We start from the raw sequence: 16,252 nt of genomic DNA, 5'->3' as shown, positions 1-16,252 counted from the left end.
CATGGATCTGCTCAACGCATTTATTGCACTTTCGAACTATGTCCTGATCCCGGGCATCGCTTACGGCTCGCAACTGGCGCTTGGCGCGCTTGGGGTGACGCTGGTTTACGGCATCCTGCGGTTCTCCAACTTTGCGCATGGCGACACGATGGCCATGGGCACCATGGCCACGATCCTTGTGACATGGCTGTTCCAGTCCATGGGGCTGAGCCTCGGCTTCCTGCCCACGGCGCTTTTGGCCCTGCCCTTTGGCATCGCTTTTGCGATCCTGCTGCTTTTGGGCACAGATAAGGTCGTCTATAAGTTCTATCGCGAGCAAAAGGCCAAGCCGGTGATCCTCGTAATCGTCAGCCTTGGCGTGACCTTTATCTACAACGGCATCACCCGCTTCATCATTGGCGCGGATGATCAGAACTTCCTTGACGGTCAGCGCTTCATCATGTCGGCGCGGGATTTCAAAGAGATTACGGGCCTCAAGGAAGGTCTGGCCTTCAAGACCACCCAAGGCATCACCATCGTCACCGCGATCATCGTCGTGGTGCTGCTGTTTTGGTTCCTCAACAAGACCCGCGCGGGCAAATCCATGCGCGCCTATTCGGACAACGAGGATCTGGCACTGTTGTCGGGCATCAACCCCGAGCGTGTGGTGATGATCACTTGGATGATCGTGGCCGCTCTGGCGACCATCGCAGGCACGCTTTACGGTCTTGATAAGTCGTTCAAACCCTTCACTTACTTCCAGCTTTTGCTGCCGATCTTTGCGGCGGCTATTGTCGGCGGGCTTGGCTCTCCGGTCGGGGCCATCGCGGGCGGTTTTGTCATCGCGTTCAGCGAGGTCACGATCACCTATGCGTGGAAAAAGGTGCTGGGCTACGTCATGCCCGAGGGGCTGGAGCCTGACGGGCTCGTGCAGCTTATGAGCACGGATTACAAATTTGCGGTCAGCTTCGTCATTCTTCTGATCGTTCTGCTGATCAAGCCCACCGGGCTGTTCAAGGGGAAATCGGTATGACCCAGACTGTGAAAAACACGATCCTTTTCGCGATCATCGCCTTGATGATCATCTACACCGGCTTTGAGCAAAGCTGGAACTCCGCCCTGCTGATCATCGCCATGGGCCTGATCTCGTCGATCATGGCGCTTGGGGTGAACCTGCAGTGGGGTTTTGCCGGGCTCTTTAACGTCGGCATCATGGGCTTTGTGGCCCTTGGTGGTCTGGCGGCGGTGCTGGTCTCGATGAAACCCACCGAGGGCGCTTGGACCACGGGCGGTTTCGCCATCGTCGGAGCCCTCTTGCTGGGCGCCGCCACGGTGGTTGCGGCGGTCATGCTGATGAAACGCATGGCTCCGGGCATGGCGCGCACCCTTGCGGTGATCGCGGTGCTGGTCATCGGCTTCTTCGTCTTCCGCGCCGTTCTCGACCCTGCAGTCGAAGCGGTGGAGGCGATTAGTCCCGCGAAGACAGGCTACCTTGGTGGCCTTGGCCTGCCGGTCCTGATCTCCTGGCCTGTGGGCGGTCTATTTGCCGCCGGGGCGGCTTGGTTGATCGGGAAGACGGCCCTCGGTTTGCGCTCGGATTATCTGGCAATTGCGACGCTGGGCATTGCCGAGATCATCATCGCGGTGCTCAAGAACGAGGATTGGCTCAGCCGCGGCGTGAAGAACGTCATCGGCCTGCCCCGCCCTGTGCCTTATGAGATCGACCTGCAGAACGACCCGAGCTTTGTCGAACGTGCCGCCGGGTTTGGCTTTGACCCGGTCGAGGCGTCGACGCTCTGGGTGAAACTGCTGTATATCGCGCTCTTTGCCACCGTGCTGATCATCTTGCTGTGGATGAGTCAGCGTGCGCTCCATTCGCCATGGGGCCGGATGCTGCGGGCGATCCGTGACAACGAAGTCGCGGCCGAAGCGATGGGCAAGGACGTCACCGCGCGGCATTTGCAGGTCTTCATCCTCGGCTCTGCGATCTGCGGCATCGCCGGTGCGATGATGACAACGATGGACAGCCAGTTGACCCCCGGCACCTATCAGCCGCTGCGCTTTACCTTTTTGATCTGGGTGATGGTGATCGTCGGCGGGTCGGGCAATAACTTTGGCGCGATCTTGGGCGGCTTCCTGATCTGGTTCCTTTGGGTGCAGGTTGAGCCTATGGGTCTGTGGCTGATGAACCTCATCACCGCAGGCATGGCAGATACATCCGCGCTGAAGCAGCATCTCATCGAGAGTGCCGCGCATATGCGTTTGCTGACGATGGGGATGGTGCTGCTGCTGGTGCTGCGCTTTAGCCCGCGCGGGTTGATCCCGGAGCGGTAAGGCGCTGACCGTGCGCAAATGGCGCGGGAGCTTTTAAGTATTTATGGCCAAAAAGAGAGGGGCGCGGCGGTTTTACCGCGCCCCTTTTTGTTTGTTGCACAGGTCGTTAGCGGCCTTTGAACAGGCCACCCAAGATGCCGCGTACGATGCGGCGACCGGTGGTGCCTCTGAGCTCTTTGATTACCGCGCTGGCAATCGCATCGCCGAAACCGTCTGACTTGGCCTTTGTGGTTTTGCGGCTGCTGCTGCGTGCGCCCCCGTAGCGTCGGGCTTTTTGGAACTCGCGCGCGGCTTCGTCTTCGGCCTCGGCTTTTGCTTCAGCCTGTTCTGCTTCTTTTGCTGCCGCCTCGGCGCGGGCTTTGAGCATTTCATAAGCCGACTCACGGTCTTTTAGCGTGTCGTATTTCCCAGCGAGGTCCGACTCTGCCAGCACAGCTGCGCGCTGCCCTATGGAGATGGGGCCGAGCTGAGACGACGGGGGGCGGATTAGCGTGCGTTCCACGACGCCCGGGATGCCCTTGCGTTGCAGCATTGAGGTCACCGCTTCGCCAACACCGACCTCGCGGATCGCCTCTTCGGTATCGAAACGGGGGTTCTCACGGTAGGTCTGAGCGGCTTGGCGCAACTCCTTGCGGTCCCGTGCGGTGAAGGCGCGCAGCGCGTGTTGGATGCGGTTGCCAAGTTGGCCAAGAATGTCGTCGGGCACATCAGCGGGGTTCTGGGTCACGAAATAGACGCCGACGCCTTTCGAGCGAATGAGGCGTGCGACCTGTTCGACCTTGTCGACCAATGCCTTGGGCGCGTCGTCAAAGAGCAGGTGGGCTTCGTCGAAGAAGAACACCAGCTTAGGTTTGTCCGGGTCGCCGACTTCGGGCAGTTCCTCGAAAAGCTCGGACATGAGCCAGAGCAGGAAGGTCGCATAGAGTTTCGGGGCGGCCATGAGCTTGTCGGCCGCCAGAATGTTGATCCGCCCCCGCCCCTCGGCGTCGCAGCGCATCAGGTCTGATAGCGCCAGCGCAGGTTCGCCAAATAGCTGCGCGCCGCCTTGATTTTCAAGCACCAACAGGCGGCGCTGGATCGTGCCGACCGAAGCGGTTGAGACATTGCCATAGCGCAGCGCCAAATCCTTGGCGTTTTCGCCGACCCAGACCAGAAGTGCTTGTAGGTCTTTCAGGTCGAGCAGCGGCATCCCCTCCTCGTCAGCCACGCGAAAGGCGATGTTCAAAATGCCCTCCTGCGCTTCAGAGAGGCTTAGAAGTTGCGAGATCAGCAGCGGCCCCATCTCGGACACGGTGGTGCGCACGGGGTGGCCCTGTTCGCCAAAAAGATCCCAGAATGTCACCGGAAAGGATTGATAGGCGTAGTCGTCAAAGCCGATCTTGGTTGCGCGTTCGGTGAAGGGACCGTGCAATTTGGCTTCGGTGCTGCCCGCCACTGCGAGCCCCGAGAGGTCGCCTTTGACGTCTGACAGAAACACCGGGACGCCTGCGCTTGCAAAACCTTCGGCGAGGATCTGAAGCGTGACTGTCTTGCCGGTGCCCGTGGCCCCTGCAATCAGCCCATGCCGGTTGGCATATCCAAGGTCCAAAAATTGCTTTGTGCCATAGTCCGGCCCGCCGCCGCCGATAAAGATGTCTGTGCTCACGCCAAGGCCTTCCTGTCAATTTTAGTCATTCGTCCGTTCCACTTAAGCATACAAACTTAACCTTTGCGCGCCATAGTGATCCTGTCCTGCCCAACATGTCCTTCGGTGGCGGGACGACTTCCTCCCTGTCAGACTGGCCGCGCCTTCGGGTGCGGCCCTTTTTCTCTCCGGTTTAGGTCTGAAGAGAGTTTTTACAATCGATTCATATTTCTAGTTGACCGGGCATGCAGCCTTGCCTAACGTGGCATCAATAAGTCGGCCCAGTCCGACGGGGAGAGTGAACACGGAAGGGGGCGCCAAGCGTCCCCTTTTGCATTTGCGGCCCCTAACCCCCTGACATTCCTATTCTTGTTGGCCCACAGCGTCGGCATGAATTCGCGCGTAGTTCGGCCAAAATGCGGCCAGAGCCACTGACAATCCCTGCGTGTCGTGCTAAGGGGCGCTAACGCAACAAACGTGGATATGACATGAGCAAGTATTTGACCGCCCTGCCGCTTTGTGCAGCGCTTGCACTGACGGCACCGATGATGGCCTTTGCCCAGACCGCGACGCCTGAGACGGCGGCGGAAGAAAGCACCGATCAGGCTGAAGAAATCAAGCCGCAGCCTGGCACCAGCGGCAATGCCTCCGAGATCGAAGAGCAGTTGAGCCTTGGTGAGGATGCCGAGGGCGAAGCCGCTATGGGCAAACCCTATACCAAGAAAGAAATCGGATCTTGGGAGATGCGCTGCATCAAGACCGAGGAAGAGGTCGACCCCTGCCAGATGTACCAACTGCTCGCCGATGGCGAAGGTGCACCCGTGGCCGAAGTCTCGCTCTTCCGTCTGCCCGAAGGTGGCAAGGCTAAGGCTGGCGCGACCGTTGTCGTGCCGCTCGAAACCGCCCTGCCCGCGCAGATGACCCTCTCGGTCGATGGGGGCAAAGCCCGTCGCTATCCCTACGCCTTCTGCAACCCGGTGGGCTGTTATGTGCGCATGGGTCTGACCGATGCTGATATTGCGGCCTTTAAGCGTGGTAAGGAAGCGGTGATCACCATCGTTCCCGCGCTGGCGCCTGATCAGAAGGTCAACCTCGCGCTGTCGCTTGACGGGTTTACAGCCAGCTATGACGAAGTGTCGGTGATCGAGCAGTAAGACCTGCTATCGCGCTACCGGATCCATGCCGCACCCTTCGGGGGGCGGCATTTTTCGTTGGCTAGACTCTACGCAATGCCAGAACCGCGTTCATGCCGCCAAAGGCGAAGGCATTGCTCAGCGCCACGTCGACACTTGCATCGCGCGCCTCATTCGGCACGACGTCGAGCGCACATTCCGGGTCTGGTTCTTCATAGCCGATCGTCGGGGCCACGAAGCCGTCGCGCAGGGCCATGATGCAGGCCAAAAGTTCGACCGCACCGGTGCCGCCGATGACATGGCCGTGCATGGATTTGGTCGACGAGATCATCAGCTGGTCCGCATGGGCGCCGAAGACGTCCGCCACGGCGGCGCATTCGGTTTTGTCGTTCGCAGCGGTGCCGGTCCCATGGGCGTTGATATAGCCGACCTCTTCGCGGTTGATCCCGGCGTCCTTTAGCGCGCCCTGCATTGCCCGAGCAGCGCCGGCTTTGGAGGGCATGACGATGTCGCTGGCGTCCGAGGTCATGGCGAACCCCGCGACTTCGCAAAGGATCTCCGCCCCACGTGCGCGGGCGTGGTCGTAGTCTTCGAAGACGAAGATCCCCGCCCCTTCGCCCTGCACCATACCGCTGCGGTTAGCCGAGAATGGACGGCAGGCGTCGCGGCTCATCACGCGCAGCCCTTCCCAAGCCTTGACCCCGCCAAAGCAGAGCATCGATTCCGAGCCGCCAGTAATCATCGCGGGCGCCATGCCGGAACGGACCATGGCAAAAGCCTGTGCCATCGCGTGGTTCGAGGATGCGCAGGCGGTGGAGACGGTAAAGGACGGGCCGCGCAGTTTCCATTCCATGCTCACGTGGCTGGCTGCGGCGTTGTTCATGAGCTTGGGCACGACAAAAGGGTGAACCCTGTTTTTGCCCTCTTCATAGACTGCGCGGTAGTTGTCGTCCCATGTCGAGACCCCGCCGCCTGCGGTGCCCAGCACGACACCAGTGCGATCGGCCAAATCGCCTGAGAAGGTCAGGCCGGATTGCTCGATCGCCTCACGCGCGGCGGCGAGGGTGAATTGGGTAAACCGGTCATAGAGGGCGATCTGCTGGCGGTTATAGCGGGCCTCGGATTCAAACCCATGCACCTGCGCGCCGATGCGGATCGAAAGGCGTTCGACGTCACGGAACTCCAGCGGGCCAATCCCGCATTTACCTGCGCGCATGGCGGCGAGTGTCGCGGGTACCGATAGACCAAGGGCGTTTATCGTGCCAGCGCCGGTGATGACCACGCGTTTCATGCGGTCAGCCTTGCTCGGCCTTCAGCCGCTCGACCCCGGCCACGATGCTGCGCACGGTGGAAATGTCAAAGTCGCTCTCAGCAGGGGTATTGGCATTGAAAGGCACTGTGATGTCGAAGGTTTCCTCAATCGCGAAGATGCTCTCGACGACTCCCATGCTATCGATGCCGATATCTTCTAGTGTGCTGTCGAACGTCACGTCCTGCGGCTCGATCATGGCCTGCTCGGCCAAAATTGCGATGACCTGATCCTGAATGCTCATATGCGTTGCGCCCCCATGGTTGAGGCAGATTTAGTCACCCTTCTCGGCTTTTGAAACCGTCTTTTGCAGCGCTGCGACATCGCGCAGCAGCTTAGGCAGGCGACGCAGCGCTTTGTAAATCTCGGTTTGTTTCGACATCTGCGTAGCGGGGTAGCCGAGCATAGTGCGGCCCTCTGGGACATTGGACAGCACGATGGTTCCGCCTCCTGCAATTACACGGTCTCCGATGGTAATGTTGTCGGCCAGACCCACCTGCCCGCCCAGTACCACATTGTCGCCAACGCGGGTCGAGCCGCCGACGCCAGCTTGCCCGCAGAGCAGGCAATTGCGGCCTACCACGGCGTTGTGGCCAATGTGCACGAGGTTGTCGATTTTGGTGCCGTCGCCCACCTGTGTGTCCCGGATGGTGCCATTGTCGATGGTCGAGCCCATCCCCATCTCTACATCTGCGCCGATGCTGACCGATCCAAGGGAATGAATACGCGTCCAAGGCTGCGGCGCGGCATCGCCTTGGTCGCCCAAGGTCTCACGCGCTTTTTCAACGGTAGACAGTTCCGCCGTGACGAAAGAGAACCCATCGCCGCCCAGACGGACACCCGACTGAGCGATAAAACGCGGCCCGATGGTGACCCGCGCGCCGATGCTGACATGTTCGCGGAGAAAGCTGCCCTCACCGATCTGCGCGTCGACACCGACGAAACACAGCGGCCCAATGACGCAGCCCGCCCCGATCCGTGCCCCGGCTGAGATCACCGCCAATGGCCCGACAGAAACGTCATCAGCCAAGACCGCGTCCGGATCGATGACGGCTGTGGGGTGAATGCCGGGGGCAAAGCCCTGCCCCTTGTCCAGCATGCGTGTCAGGCCGGACAGCGCATAGCGCGGACGGTTCGGCAGGATCGCAGCCTTGAGCCCCAAAGCGCGCCAGTCTGCACCCTGCCAGAGCATGGCCACCTCGGCGGAGCCTTCGGCAATGCTCTCGGCATAGCGCGGGTCCATCGCGAGGGCCATTTCGCCGCGTTTGGCGCTGGCAGGTTCGGCGACACCGCTTACTTCGATATCGGTGTCACCCTCGGCCTCGGCGCCGACGGCCTTGGCGATCTGCTGAACACTATGGGTCATCCCGGCCTCTTGCTTGTTGCGCCCTGAGGGTTACCCCTGAACGCCGCGCAAAGCCACCCCCGCCTTGGACAGCGCGTTCCAGATGCGCGCATCCCGGCCGTAAACGTCGTCACGGTATTCGGTGTGGCCCCGGGCATTGGTAACAGCTGTGCGGTAGATCAGATGCACCGGCACCGGCTCTTTCAAGACGACCTTGGTCTCACGCCCGCTGCGCAGCACGGCTTGAAACTCGCCTTCCGGGTCGGCCGACTGAGGCGCGAGCAGCGCATAGGCGAACTCAAAGGGTTCGGACAGACGCACACAACCGTGGCTGAAGGCGCGCACGTCGCGGTCAAACAGGCTCTTGGCCGGCGTGTCATGCAGGTAGATGTTGTATTTGTTTGGGAACATGAACTTCACCAGACCCAAAGCGTTCGAGCGGCTGGGCGGCTGGCGCATCGAAAACGGGAAACTGCGCGCCGTGTAGCGGCTAAAGTTCACCGAGCCGCGGTTGACCTTGCGGCCCCGGCTGTCGGTGATCTCAATGTGGTTCACCGCATAGGGGTTTCGCTTGAGCTGCGGCAGATATTCCTTGGTCACGATGGAGCGTGGCACATACCAGCTTGGGTTCACCACCATATGTTCCATGACGTCCGAGAACTCTGGCGTCGGACGGTCTTCGCGTGCGGCCCCTACGACGGAGCGGGTCTGGAAGGTTACTTTGCCATCGTCGATGATCTTGGCCGAGAAATCAGGAATGTTAACGAGCACATGGCGCTTGCCCCGGTCGGTGTTGAACCAACGTTCCCGCTCCATCGCCACAATCACCGACTGCAAACGCTTTTCGACGCCGATGTTTACCTGCTTCATGGTCGCAGGGCCTGCGACCCCGTCGGAGTTCAGCCCATGGGCCACCTGAAACTGGCGAACGGCCTCGGTCAGCGCGGCGTCATAGTCAACGGCATTGGACCGCTCAAGGTAGCCCATCGCGATAAGACGGTTGCGCAGGGCGATCACGTCGTTGCCGCGGTCACCCGGCTCAAGCTTGCCCGCCGGCACGGTCGGACCCCAACCGCCCTGAGACAGAAGCTGCTCCATCTCGATCTTCTCTTTCAGCAGCGCATTATACTCAAGGCTGCGCGGTGGCAGAGCGCGGAAGAAGGCGGTGGGCGAGGATTTGGTCAGGTCCTGAAGATAGGTCTTGCGGTCGCGATAGGGAATCTCACGCACGATCTGGCTAATAATGCGCTTGGGGATCAACATTCCGGTCTGGATGTCGCGGGCGTATTTCAGAAAGACCTTGCTCAACTCGACCTCAGCGGTCCCACGGTCGCGCGGGCTGCGCACATCGCGGAGCATGGCAAGAACCGCATCCGGATTGTAGCGCGAGACTGGCAGCCCATGCGCTTCGGCCCCGCTGATGGCGCGGAACAGTTCCGACCGACGGGCACGGTGCTCTTCGTCCGCTCCGGTCCAAAGCGCTTTATAGTCGTTCTCACGGTAAAAAGCGGCGATGTCTTCATCCTGCGCCGCAGCCTCGGCCACCGCTTGTTTAAAGGCCGTGACCTGCGCCGATGCCGGGCCGGTTTCCACCAGTACCGCGATCATCAGGGCAAACCCCGCGATCAGATTGGGCAGGTGCCGTGAGAGTCGCGCGCTGAATGCCATTTCTTTCCCCATGAATTAATGTTAGTCGAATAGAGAGCTAGAGTACCTGTCCCGTTTGCCAATATCTGCGTGGACAAGTCCATTCAATTTTCCGTTCGCGGCCAAATTGAATTTTAATCTGTGCAGCTCAGGCACCAACTTTCCTTGAAAACATTGGATATTTTAGGCGGGTTGCGCAAAAAATCGCCTAAATTTGCTTATGCATGGAACCTTTTCGATTCAGCACTTGGTCAGCTTTTGGGGCTATGCAATAACAATGTTGCATCTGGGGAAGAGATGAATGGTCCAGGTAACATCTTGGGCAAACAGGCAGAAGACGGGACAGACATATGACAGGCACTCGCCAATCGGGGATGACCCGACGCGCCCTCCTGGGCGCATTCGCAGCTACCACCGTAACAGCAGCACCGACATTCGCGAACGCAGCAGGTTTCCTGCGCGGCGCCGGCGACATTCGCCGCATTCGGATGTATTCGGGCCGCACCGGTGAACGGCTTGATATGATCTATTGGATTGAAGGCCAATACATCAAAGACGCCTTCAAGGAAATCAACCACTTCATGCGCGATTGGCGCACGGATGAGGTGATCAACATGGACCTGCGAACGGTGGACATCATGGCCGCGTCGCACAACCTGTTGGACGTGAACGAGCCCTATATGCTCCTGTCGGGTTACCGCAGCCCCAAGACCAACGCCATGTTGCGCTCGCGCTCCAGCGGTGTGGCCAAGAACTCCCTGCACCTCAAAGGTCAGGCCGCAGATCTTCGTCTCGCGTCGCGTTCGGTCACGCAGGTTGCCAAAGCGGCTATGGCCTGTGGCGGCGGCGGTGTTGGTCGCTACTCGGGCTCCAACTTCACCCATATGGATTGCGGAAACGTTCGCGCTTGGGGCCGGTAAGGCCTCAGCCCATGCGGGACGGCATGATTTGATCAAGGCACCTTCGGGTGCCTTTTTTGTTGCGCGGCGTTCAGCGGATGAACCGATCCCACGTGCCATAGCTGCTTGTGACGGACCCCAGCGGTATGCTGAGGCCGATCAGCGCGAAGCCCGAGAGCACTGAAAACGCAGTCGTGCCCCAACCGATCCCGGCGACGAAGGGTGCAAACAGCAACACAACGCCTAGCAGCGCGTTCAAGAACCGCGCCAAACGCGCCACCGGCGCCAGTGCTGCGACGGAAAAGGTAATGACCAGCGCCCCAACAATATGGTTGGTCGCAGCCGCACCGCTTCCCCATGGAATCAGCAGCGGTGAGAGCATGAGCAGTAGCCCCACCGCCATCGAAGCCAGCAGGTTCCACGGAAAGGTCATCCCGCCTGATACCATCTCCCCAATAATCTCGCGCGGGCTGCGCTCGAAATCGTCGATCCGCTTCTCATCCGGCCCTTCATCCGTATCGCCCGTAAAGAAAACCCGCAGCCAAGGCTGCCCCGCGCGGTGCCTGCGGCGCAGGAATTGATAGGTCGCGACAAGCTCGTCCAGCGAATAGGGAATCTGCCAGACCATCGCCGCCGCCGCGATCAGCGCCAACGTTGAATAGGTGCCGATCACGATGGGCTGGATCACGATAAAGAAGATCGACACCGCACCGAGCGGCACAATCATCACGCCGAACAGCACCACGAGCCATGGCATGGTCCGCCAGCGCCGCGCAGAGCCGATGGCCCCCACAAGGATCTCCAGCGCATAGGTCAAGGCTCCGATCCCGGCATCTGGGACTGGCCAAGCTTTTGAAACGGAAGATGTAATGATCTCTTCGGTGCCATTCTTTTCGGCCGTACTGCCGTCAAAGAAGGGTTCCCAGACGTGGTCGATGCTTTCCAGTTGATACCCCGTCAGATAGCGCGAGATCAGCAGCCCCACGACTGCGAGCATGATCACCGGCAAGCGTTGGAACCAGTCGGAGGGCGAATAGTCCCAGCCTTTGGGTATGGTCGGCCCCGTCTGCGTGGCCACTGGAGAGACGCCGGGTACGGGGGGAAAGCAGAGGGCAAAACCCACGGCCAGCATCCCGACTGCGGTATTGTTCAGGTAAGCGGCGCCGCTAGCCGTCCAAAAGGCCAGCGGGGCAAAGAGTATCCAGCACCCCAAGCCCGCCGTGGCAAAGCGCGCCCAGGGAAGTCGCCACGAGAGCGACAGCAACCCCAGCAGGGTCAGCAAGACCCCTGCCACGATGTTCGACCAGCCCAGCCAGGTGCCCGAATGTCCCAACAAAGGCGGCGCAGCGAGCAACCATAGCCCCAGCCCCGCATTCGCCCAGCCCGTCCAAAGATGCGCCCGATGCTGGGCGCGATACTCTTTCTCATGCGCAGCGCGCAGCGCTTCGGGATCGCTCACCCGGTCGTCTGCCGCTTCGAGCCACGGCGGTGGCGTGATTCCATTCGCGCGATACCAGCCTAAGGGGTCGCGTTTGAGCGCAGAGACCAAGACCGGCAGCTTGTCATTGATACGCTCTTGCGGAGACCAGCCCAGCAGGTCACGCGCTTTAGAGATATTGAGGGCAAAGTGATCCGAGGCCATGTCGATCATAAAGGGCCGGATAAAGGGCTTCTCTCCCTGATCAAGCGCATCAGGGACAACAGGCTCCGATTTCGTCTCCAGTGCCGCGCCGAGTTTGGCCACAGGACCGGGGACGACCAAAGTCTCCCATGTCTCTTCCCCATGTATCAACGTGCCAATACGGTCCTGCAACGCGCCATAGCTCATCGTATCCGGCTCGCCCGCGAGGATCACTTCGCCAGAGGGAACATCGGCGCGCCGGTCGACCGTGCGTTTGAACAGACGCACCATATCGTCGAGATGGATAAAGGCCTGACCGGCATCGGTATTCCCGGCAAAGACATGACCTTTGAGGTCACGTTCATAGATACGGGCAATCTGGTGACTGAGCGTAGGCACAGCCGTCTCATCGTCATAAAGCCCTGCCAGACGCAGAAAGACAGTCGCCATGTCGCTGGCCTCTTCTGCGATGATGTCTTCGGTGCGGGCCTTGGACTGGGGATAGGCCCAAGAGGGCGCGAGCGGGGTTTCTTCGGTGATCCGCGTCCCGGGGCGCCCGGCGGCATGAACCAGCATCGTGCCGGAATAGACGAATTGCGCCACGTCGACCTTTTTCAAAGCGCGCAGCAGGTTGCGCGTGCCCTCCTCATTCACCGCTTCGTATTGAGGCCGCTCCTCGCCACTGAAATCAAAATAGGCCGCGAGGTGGATGACCGAGGCAATGCGCCCCCCGGTGGTGTCCTTCAACTCTTCAATCGCCTGTTCCACCGACGCGCTATCAGTCAGATCAAAGGCGATCATGTCGTCTTGCCCATCGGCATTATGGGGCCGGTCCAGGCCAATGACGCGGTAGCTGCGAGAGAGTGCCTTGCGCAGAGCAGTGCCGATATTGCCTGCCGCCCCCGTAATTACGACCACTGGTTTGCTTTCGGTCATCGCTTTCCCCTTCAATCGAACTTTGAAAACAAACGGTTCAGCGCGTGATTTGTTCACCAGATGGGGTTTTCGCGCGCAAACACCCCGCATAGGGTGGCGTCGAGACCACGAGGCAGGACGATGATGACAACGCAGGCAGTGACGCGGATCGCCGTGATCGGCTTCGGCCCACGTGGGCTGGGGGCGCTGGAAGCCTTGGCCGACCGTTGTTCTGGTGAACGATTGGCATTTCAGGTCGACGTCTTTGACTCCTCCCCCTGCCCCGGTGCAGGCCCGAACTTCGACCCTGCCGAACCTGCGTTCTGCCTTTTGAACATTCCGCACCGTGATATCGCTATTCGCCCGCCGGAGTGGTCTAACGTGGGGCCCTTTGCGGAATGGCAGCGTGGAGAGATAGACCCCGATACTTTCCCGACCCGCGCAGACCTTGGACGTTACCTAGAAGCGCGCCGGGTCGATCTGTTTGCTCGGGGTTTTGAAGGATCGGACAGTTCGGTTCAGTTGATTTCAGCCTCCGCCACCGAAATCTCGCGCCGAGCGGAAGGCTGGAAGGTGCGGGCCGGTGGAGAGGTTTACGGCCCCTATGCGGAGGTTCTGTTAACCCTCGGACAGCCATCTGTTCATCCAGACGACCAACTCGCAGAGTGGCAGAACCATGCGGCGGCAACCGAGGCAGACCTCGTCCCAGCCTACCCGGCGCGGCATTTCGCGGAGGCTGCAACGCAGTGGCGGGGGAAAAGCGTCGCCATTCGGGGGCTCGGCCTGTCGACATTCGATGTGCTGCGCGGGCTGACGGTCGCGCAGGGTGGGGTTTTTGAAGGCTCCCGCTACCGCCCCTCGGGCGCCGAGCCCGCGCGTATCCTGCCTTTCTCCCTCAACGGCCAGCCGCCATATCCAAAGGCGGAAACCGACTTTCTGGACGCTATGTTCACCCCAACGGATGCAGAGACCGCAGGTTTTTCGGAGAAAGCCGCATTGGCTTCCAACGCCTACGCGCAAACTGCCGAACAATTGATCTCCGCTGCATTAATCCCGCCAGTCGCTCGTATCCTCGCGGAGCATGGGATAACGCAGTCCGCGATTGCTAATTGGCTAGAGCAAGAATGGTCGGAGCCCGGAACGCAGGATGCTGCGCCCCCACTGGAGACGCTTACAAACGGGATCGACATGGCGCGAGGGCACCTCCCGCCCAGCATCGGTTATGCGGTGGGACAGGTCTGGCGCAAATGGCAAGACGATTGGCGGGCTGCGTTTAACCCACGGCAGACGCGGCCCGAGACAGCAAAACGACTGATTGGTTTTGATGAAGGGCTCAAACGCTACTCATACGGCCCGCCCCTGTCTTCAGCGCGTGAGTTGTTGGCGCTGGTGGATGCCGGACTGGTTGACCTCGATTGTGCGAGCGACCCACAAATTACGACAATCCCCGGCGGCTGGGCTCTCACAACTGGAACGGCAGAAGCTGAGGTTGCCGTCATGATAGATGCCGTCCTACCGCAACCGGACCTCGGGGCTCTATCAGAACCGCCCCTGCCTGCCCTTATCGCTGCAGGTGACCTTACCCATGTCGCTTCAGGACTTGCCGCCGCGACCGCCCCCGACGGAAGTCTATACAATGAAGAAGGGCATCTTGTTTCCGGGCTGTGTCTGCTTGGTCGGCTTGCGCTCGGCAGCGTGACGGCGGTGGATTCCTTGCATGACTGCTTTGGCCGCTCCGCAGATCGTTGGGTTGAGGGCGTGTTGAGCCGCGCGGCAGAGTGATCTCTTCGGCGCCGACGGCAGCGTGTGAAATCTACAACAGATTGTGATCCCCCGACCTCAATGGAACGGACCCGCCACCAAGGGGTTTCTTCATCAATACAGAGTTTGAAAAATGGGGAAACACCATGAAGAGAAGACATTTCATGACCGGCGTAGCAGCCAGCGGCGCCGCTTTGACGAGCGGCATGGCAACAGCTGCGCTTGCGCATCCGCCAAAGGAAATGCCGAGCTACGACGTGCCTGAAGACATGATGCCGCAGATGGTACCTATCGCAAAGGGCGCCACACCCTATGAGATCCACGTCGATCCCGACAACTTCGCGCTCTACTGGACGCTGCCGGACGATATGGCCATGCGCTATACCGTTGGCGTCGGCCGTCCGGGTCTTTATGAGGCGGGCGAGTTCTATATCGGTGCAAAGAAGGAATGGCCAAGCTGGACGCCCACACCCGGCATGTTGGAACGCGAACCGGAGAAATACGGCAAATACCGTGACGGGATGCCCGGCGGCCTAGATAACCCGCTCGGTTCGCGGGCCTTGTACCTCTTTACCCCCGAAAAGGGCGACACGTTCCTGCGCATTCACGGCACTGACGATCCGAGCACATTGGGCAAACGGGTGTCGAACGGCTGCGCACGTCTGGTGAACGACCAGATGGCCGAGCTTTACGAAAAGGTTCCGATGGACACCCGAGTGGTACTTTACGAACCGCTGACCTGATTTGACGATCTGCCGAATACGATGGCCCGGAACGGAGATGATCCGTTCCGGGCCTTTTTTCGTCCAACGATTGAAACAATCGGTCACGGGTCGGGTAGCCAGCCCCGGACACGGCCCGTTCACCTTCGCGCGACCCCCATCTTTTCGATTTCTGGTGTTCAGAAGAGCATCGCTTGCGCGGCTAAAGAACTGCGGTAACCAACTATTCCTACGGCAAAATCCGGATTGTTACCGTCACTACACAACCGGTCTCACTCCGACACAGAGCGGTGAGCCGAGTTGCTTTGTCTCAGCACCCTTTCCCTCGGTAATATGAAGCTATCCAACGCGGTATCCCCGGTCCTCCCGGCGCTTACAGTCCTCTACCAAGGTCGACCGGCCCCGCTTCATAGAACCCCGAAAGGAAACACCATGACACGCCTCATCGCCATTGCAGCCGCCACCCTGTTCGCCACCACAGCTTTCGCAGGACAGTCAGATCGCTACCACGATCTCCGTCTCGATACCTCGCTGACCGGCATCATTTATGCACAGGACGCCGGTGCCACCCGCCCCGACAGCCGCCCTGCGGATCTTTGGCTTGAAACCTTTGACCAAGACGGCCGACCGACCCCCAACCTCTCCTCCCGCAGCGCGGCGAGCAGCCTTGGCGAAGGTTTCGCCTATGGTGGATTTGGTCCGCATAACGACAGCCGCTAATCAAAGCGCGGTAACACTGAAGAGGCTCGGCTGATGGCCGGGCCTCTGCGACGGCCAAGGACCACCCATACAGATCGATATATGATAAAATGGGGTCTATGGCGGAGCGACAGGGATTCGAACCCTGGAGACGGTCTCCCGCCTACACACTTTCCAGGCGTGCGCCTTCGACCACTCGGCCACCGCTCCGTTGATGCGGGGTTTAGCTTGGGGCGGGCGGGAGTTGCAAGAGCGAAATCCCCG

General features: G+C 60.2%; 13 protein-coding genes and 1 tRNA gene. 7 read left to right on the top strand and 7 right to left on the bottom strand.

Features of this window, described 5'->3' with window-relative positions; all coding sequences use genetic code 11:
• The first annotated feature begins 1 nt into the window (after position 1).
• Together BLS57_RS09495 and BLS57_RS09490 are read left to right on the top strand one after the other, a co-directional pair.
• Positions 2-1,012, top strand: a complete 1,011-nt coding sequence (locus BLS57_RS09495) for a branched-chain amino acid ABC transporter permease (protein WP_093741610.1) — start codon at positions 2-4, stop codon at positions 1,010-1,012.
• Positions 1,009-2,313, top strand: a complete 1,305-nt coding sequence (locus BLS57_RS09490; protein WP_093741609.1) for a branched-chain amino acid ABC transporter permease — start codon at positions 1,009-1,011, stop codon at positions 2,311-2,313. Before BLS57_RS09495 ends, BLS57_RS09490 begins: the two co-directional genes overlap by 4 nt.
• A 106-nt stretch (positions 2,314-2,419) precedes the next feature.
• On the opposite strand, the gene BLS57_RS09485 is transcribed toward BLS57_RS09490, so the two are convergent.
• On the bottom strand, positions 2,420-3,958 hold the full coding sequence (locus tag BLS57_RS09485) for a helicase HerA-like domain-containing protein (protein WP_093741607.1): 1,539 nt from the start codon (positions 3,956-3,958) through the stop codon (positions 2,420-2,422).
• Between the two features lie 467 nt (positions 3,959-4,425).
• Between BLS57_RS09485 and BLS57_RS09480 the strand changes: the two genes are divergently transcribed.
• Positions 4,426-5,091, top strand: a complete 666-nt coding sequence (locus BLS57_RS09480; protein ID WP_093741605.1) for an invasion associated locus B family protein — start codon at positions 4,426-4,428, stop codon at positions 5,089-5,091.
• Positions 5,092-5,152: 61 nt separating this feature from the next.
• Here the strand turns inward: BLS57_RS09480 and BLS57_RS09475 are convergent, their stop codons facing one another.
• Genes BLS57_RS09475 through BLS57_RS09460 form a run of 4 tightly spaced genes read right to left on the bottom strand, consistent with a single transcriptional unit; the run spans position 5,153 to position 9,392 of the window.
• On the bottom strand, positions 5,153-6,361 hold the full coding sequence (locus BLS57_RS09475; protein ID WP_093741603.1) for a beta-ketoacyl-[acyl-carrier-protein] synthase family protein: 1,209 nt from the start codon (positions 6,359-6,361) through the stop codon (positions 5,153-5,155).
• Between the two features lie 4 nt (positions 6,362-6,365).
• Entirely contained in the window at positions 6,366-6,623 is a 258-nt protein-coding gene (locus tag BLS57_RS09470) for an acyl carrier protein (protein WP_093741601.1), read from the bottom strand.
• Positions 6,624-6,653: 30 nt separating this feature from the next.
• Positions 6,654-7,745, bottom strand: a complete 1,092-nt coding sequence (gene lpxD, locus BLS57_RS09465) for a UDP-3-O-(3-hydroxymyristoyl)glucosamine N-acyltransferase (RefSeq protein ID WP_093741598.1) — start codon at positions 7,743-7,745, stop codon at positions 6,654-6,656.
• A 30-nt stretch (positions 7,746-7,775) separates the two neighbouring features.
• Entirely contained in the window at positions 7,776-9,392 is a 1,617-nt protein-coding gene (locus tag BLS57_RS09460) for a L,D-transpeptidase family protein (RefSeq protein ID WP_093741596.1), read from the bottom strand.
• 353 nt (positions 9,393-9,745) lie between these two features.
• Here BLS57_RS09460 and mepK point away from each other — a divergent pair, with 353 nt between their 5' ends.
• Positions 9,746-10,291, top strand: coding sequence for a peptidoglycan L,D-endopeptidase MepK (gene mepK, locus BLS57_RS09455; protein ID WP_208597554.1), 546 nt, complete (start codon positions 9,746-9,748; stop codon positions 10,289-10,291).
• A gap of 70 nt (positions 10,292-10,361) precedes the next feature.
• Here the strand turns inward: mepK and BLS57_RS09450 are convergent, their stop codons facing one another.
• Positions 10,362-12,827, bottom strand: coding sequence for an NAD-dependent epimerase/dehydratase family protein (locus BLS57_RS09450; protein ID WP_093741592.1), 2,466 nt, complete (start codon positions 12,825-12,827; stop codon positions 10,362-10,364).
• A gap of 120 nt (positions 12,828-12,947) precedes the next feature.
• Between BLS57_RS09450 and BLS57_RS09445 the strand changes: the two genes are divergently transcribed.
• From BLS57_RS09445 to BLS57_RS09435, 3 genes are all read left to right on the top strand, one after another.
• Positions 12,948-14,588 (top strand): FAD/NAD(P)-binding protein, encoded by a 1,641-nt coding sequence (locus BLS57_RS09445; RefSeq protein WP_167356398.1) that lies wholly within the window; start codon positions 12,948-12,950, stop codon positions 14,586-14,588.
• Between the two features lie 125 nt (positions 14,589-14,713).
• Entirely contained in the window at positions 14,714-15,310 is a 597-nt protein-coding gene (locus BLS57_RS09440; RefSeq protein WP_167356397.1) for a L,D-transpeptidase, read from the top strand.
• A 411-nt stretch (positions 15,311-15,721) separates the two neighbouring features.
• Positions 15,722-16,009: a hypothetical protein gene (locus tag BLS57_RS09435; protein WP_093741588.1), complete on the top strand. Its 288-nt coding sequence runs from the start codon at positions 15,722-15,724 to the stop codon at positions 16,007-16,009.
• Positions 16,010-16,108: 99 nt separating this feature from the next.
• Here BLS57_RS09435 and BLS57_RS09430 read toward each other — a convergent pair.
• A tRNA-Ser gene (locus BLS57_RS09430) sits at positions 16,109-16,198 on the bottom strand.
• Positions 16,199-16,252 lie beyond the last annotated feature (54 nt).

Source organism: Sulfitobacter delicatus (genome assembly GCF_900102535.1).
Classification (GTDB): Bacteria; Pseudomonadota; Alphaproteobacteria; order Rhodobacterales; family Rhodobacteraceae; genus Sulfitobacter; species Sulfitobacter delicatus.
This window is presented reverse-complemented; position numbering and strand designations above follow the sequence as displayed.

Excerpts from the sequence above, each read along its gene's own strand:
- mepK (WP_208597554.1), top strand. The coding sequence starts at position 9,746 with ATGACCCGACGCGCCCTCCTGGGCGCATTCGCAGCTACCACCGTAACA.
- BLS57_RS09450 (WP_093741592.1), bottom strand. The coding sequence starts at position 12,827 with ATGACCGAAAGCAAACCAGTGGTCGTAATTACGGGGGCGGCAGGCAAT.
- BLS57_RS09495 (WP_093741610.1), top strand. The coding sequence starts at position 2 with ATGGATCTGCTCAACGCATTTATTGCACTTTCGAACTATGTCCTGATC.
- BLS57_RS09460 (WP_093741596.1), bottom strand. The coding sequence starts at position 9,392 with ATGGCATTCAGCGCGCGACTCTCACGGCACCTGCCCAATCTGATCGCG.
- BLS57_RS09440 (WP_167356397.1), top strand. The coding sequence starts at position 14,714 with ATGAAGAGAAGACATTTCATGACCGGCGTAGCAGCCAGCGGCGCCGCT.
- lpxD (WP_093741598.1), bottom strand. The coding sequence starts at position 7,745 with ATGACCCATAGTGTTCAGCAGATCGCCAAGGCCGTCGGCGCCGAGGCC.
- BLS57_RS09445 (WP_167356398.1), top strand. The coding sequence starts at position 12,948 with ATGATGACAACGCAGGCAGTGACGCGGATCGCCGTGATCGGCTTCGGC.
- BLS57_RS09475 (WP_093741603.1), bottom strand. The coding sequence starts at position 6,361 with ATGAAACGCGTGGTCATCACCGGCGCTGGCACGATAAACGCCCTTGGT.
- BLS57_RS09490 (WP_093741609.1), top strand. The coding sequence starts at position 1,009 with ATGACCCAGACTGTGAAAAACACGATCCTTTTCGCGATCATCGCCTTG.
- BLS57_RS09480 (WP_093741605.1), top strand. The coding sequence starts at position 4,426 with ATGAGCAAGTATTTGACCGCCCTGCCGCTTTGTGCAGCGCTTGCACTG.
- BLS57_RS09470 (WP_093741601.1), bottom strand. The coding sequence starts at position 6,623 with ATGAGCATTCAGGATCAGGTCATCGCAATTTTGGCCGAGCAGGCCATG.
- BLS57_RS09435 (WP_093741588.1), top strand. The coding sequence starts at position 15,722 with ATGACACGCCTCATCGCCATTGCAGCCGCCACCCTGTTCGCCACCACA.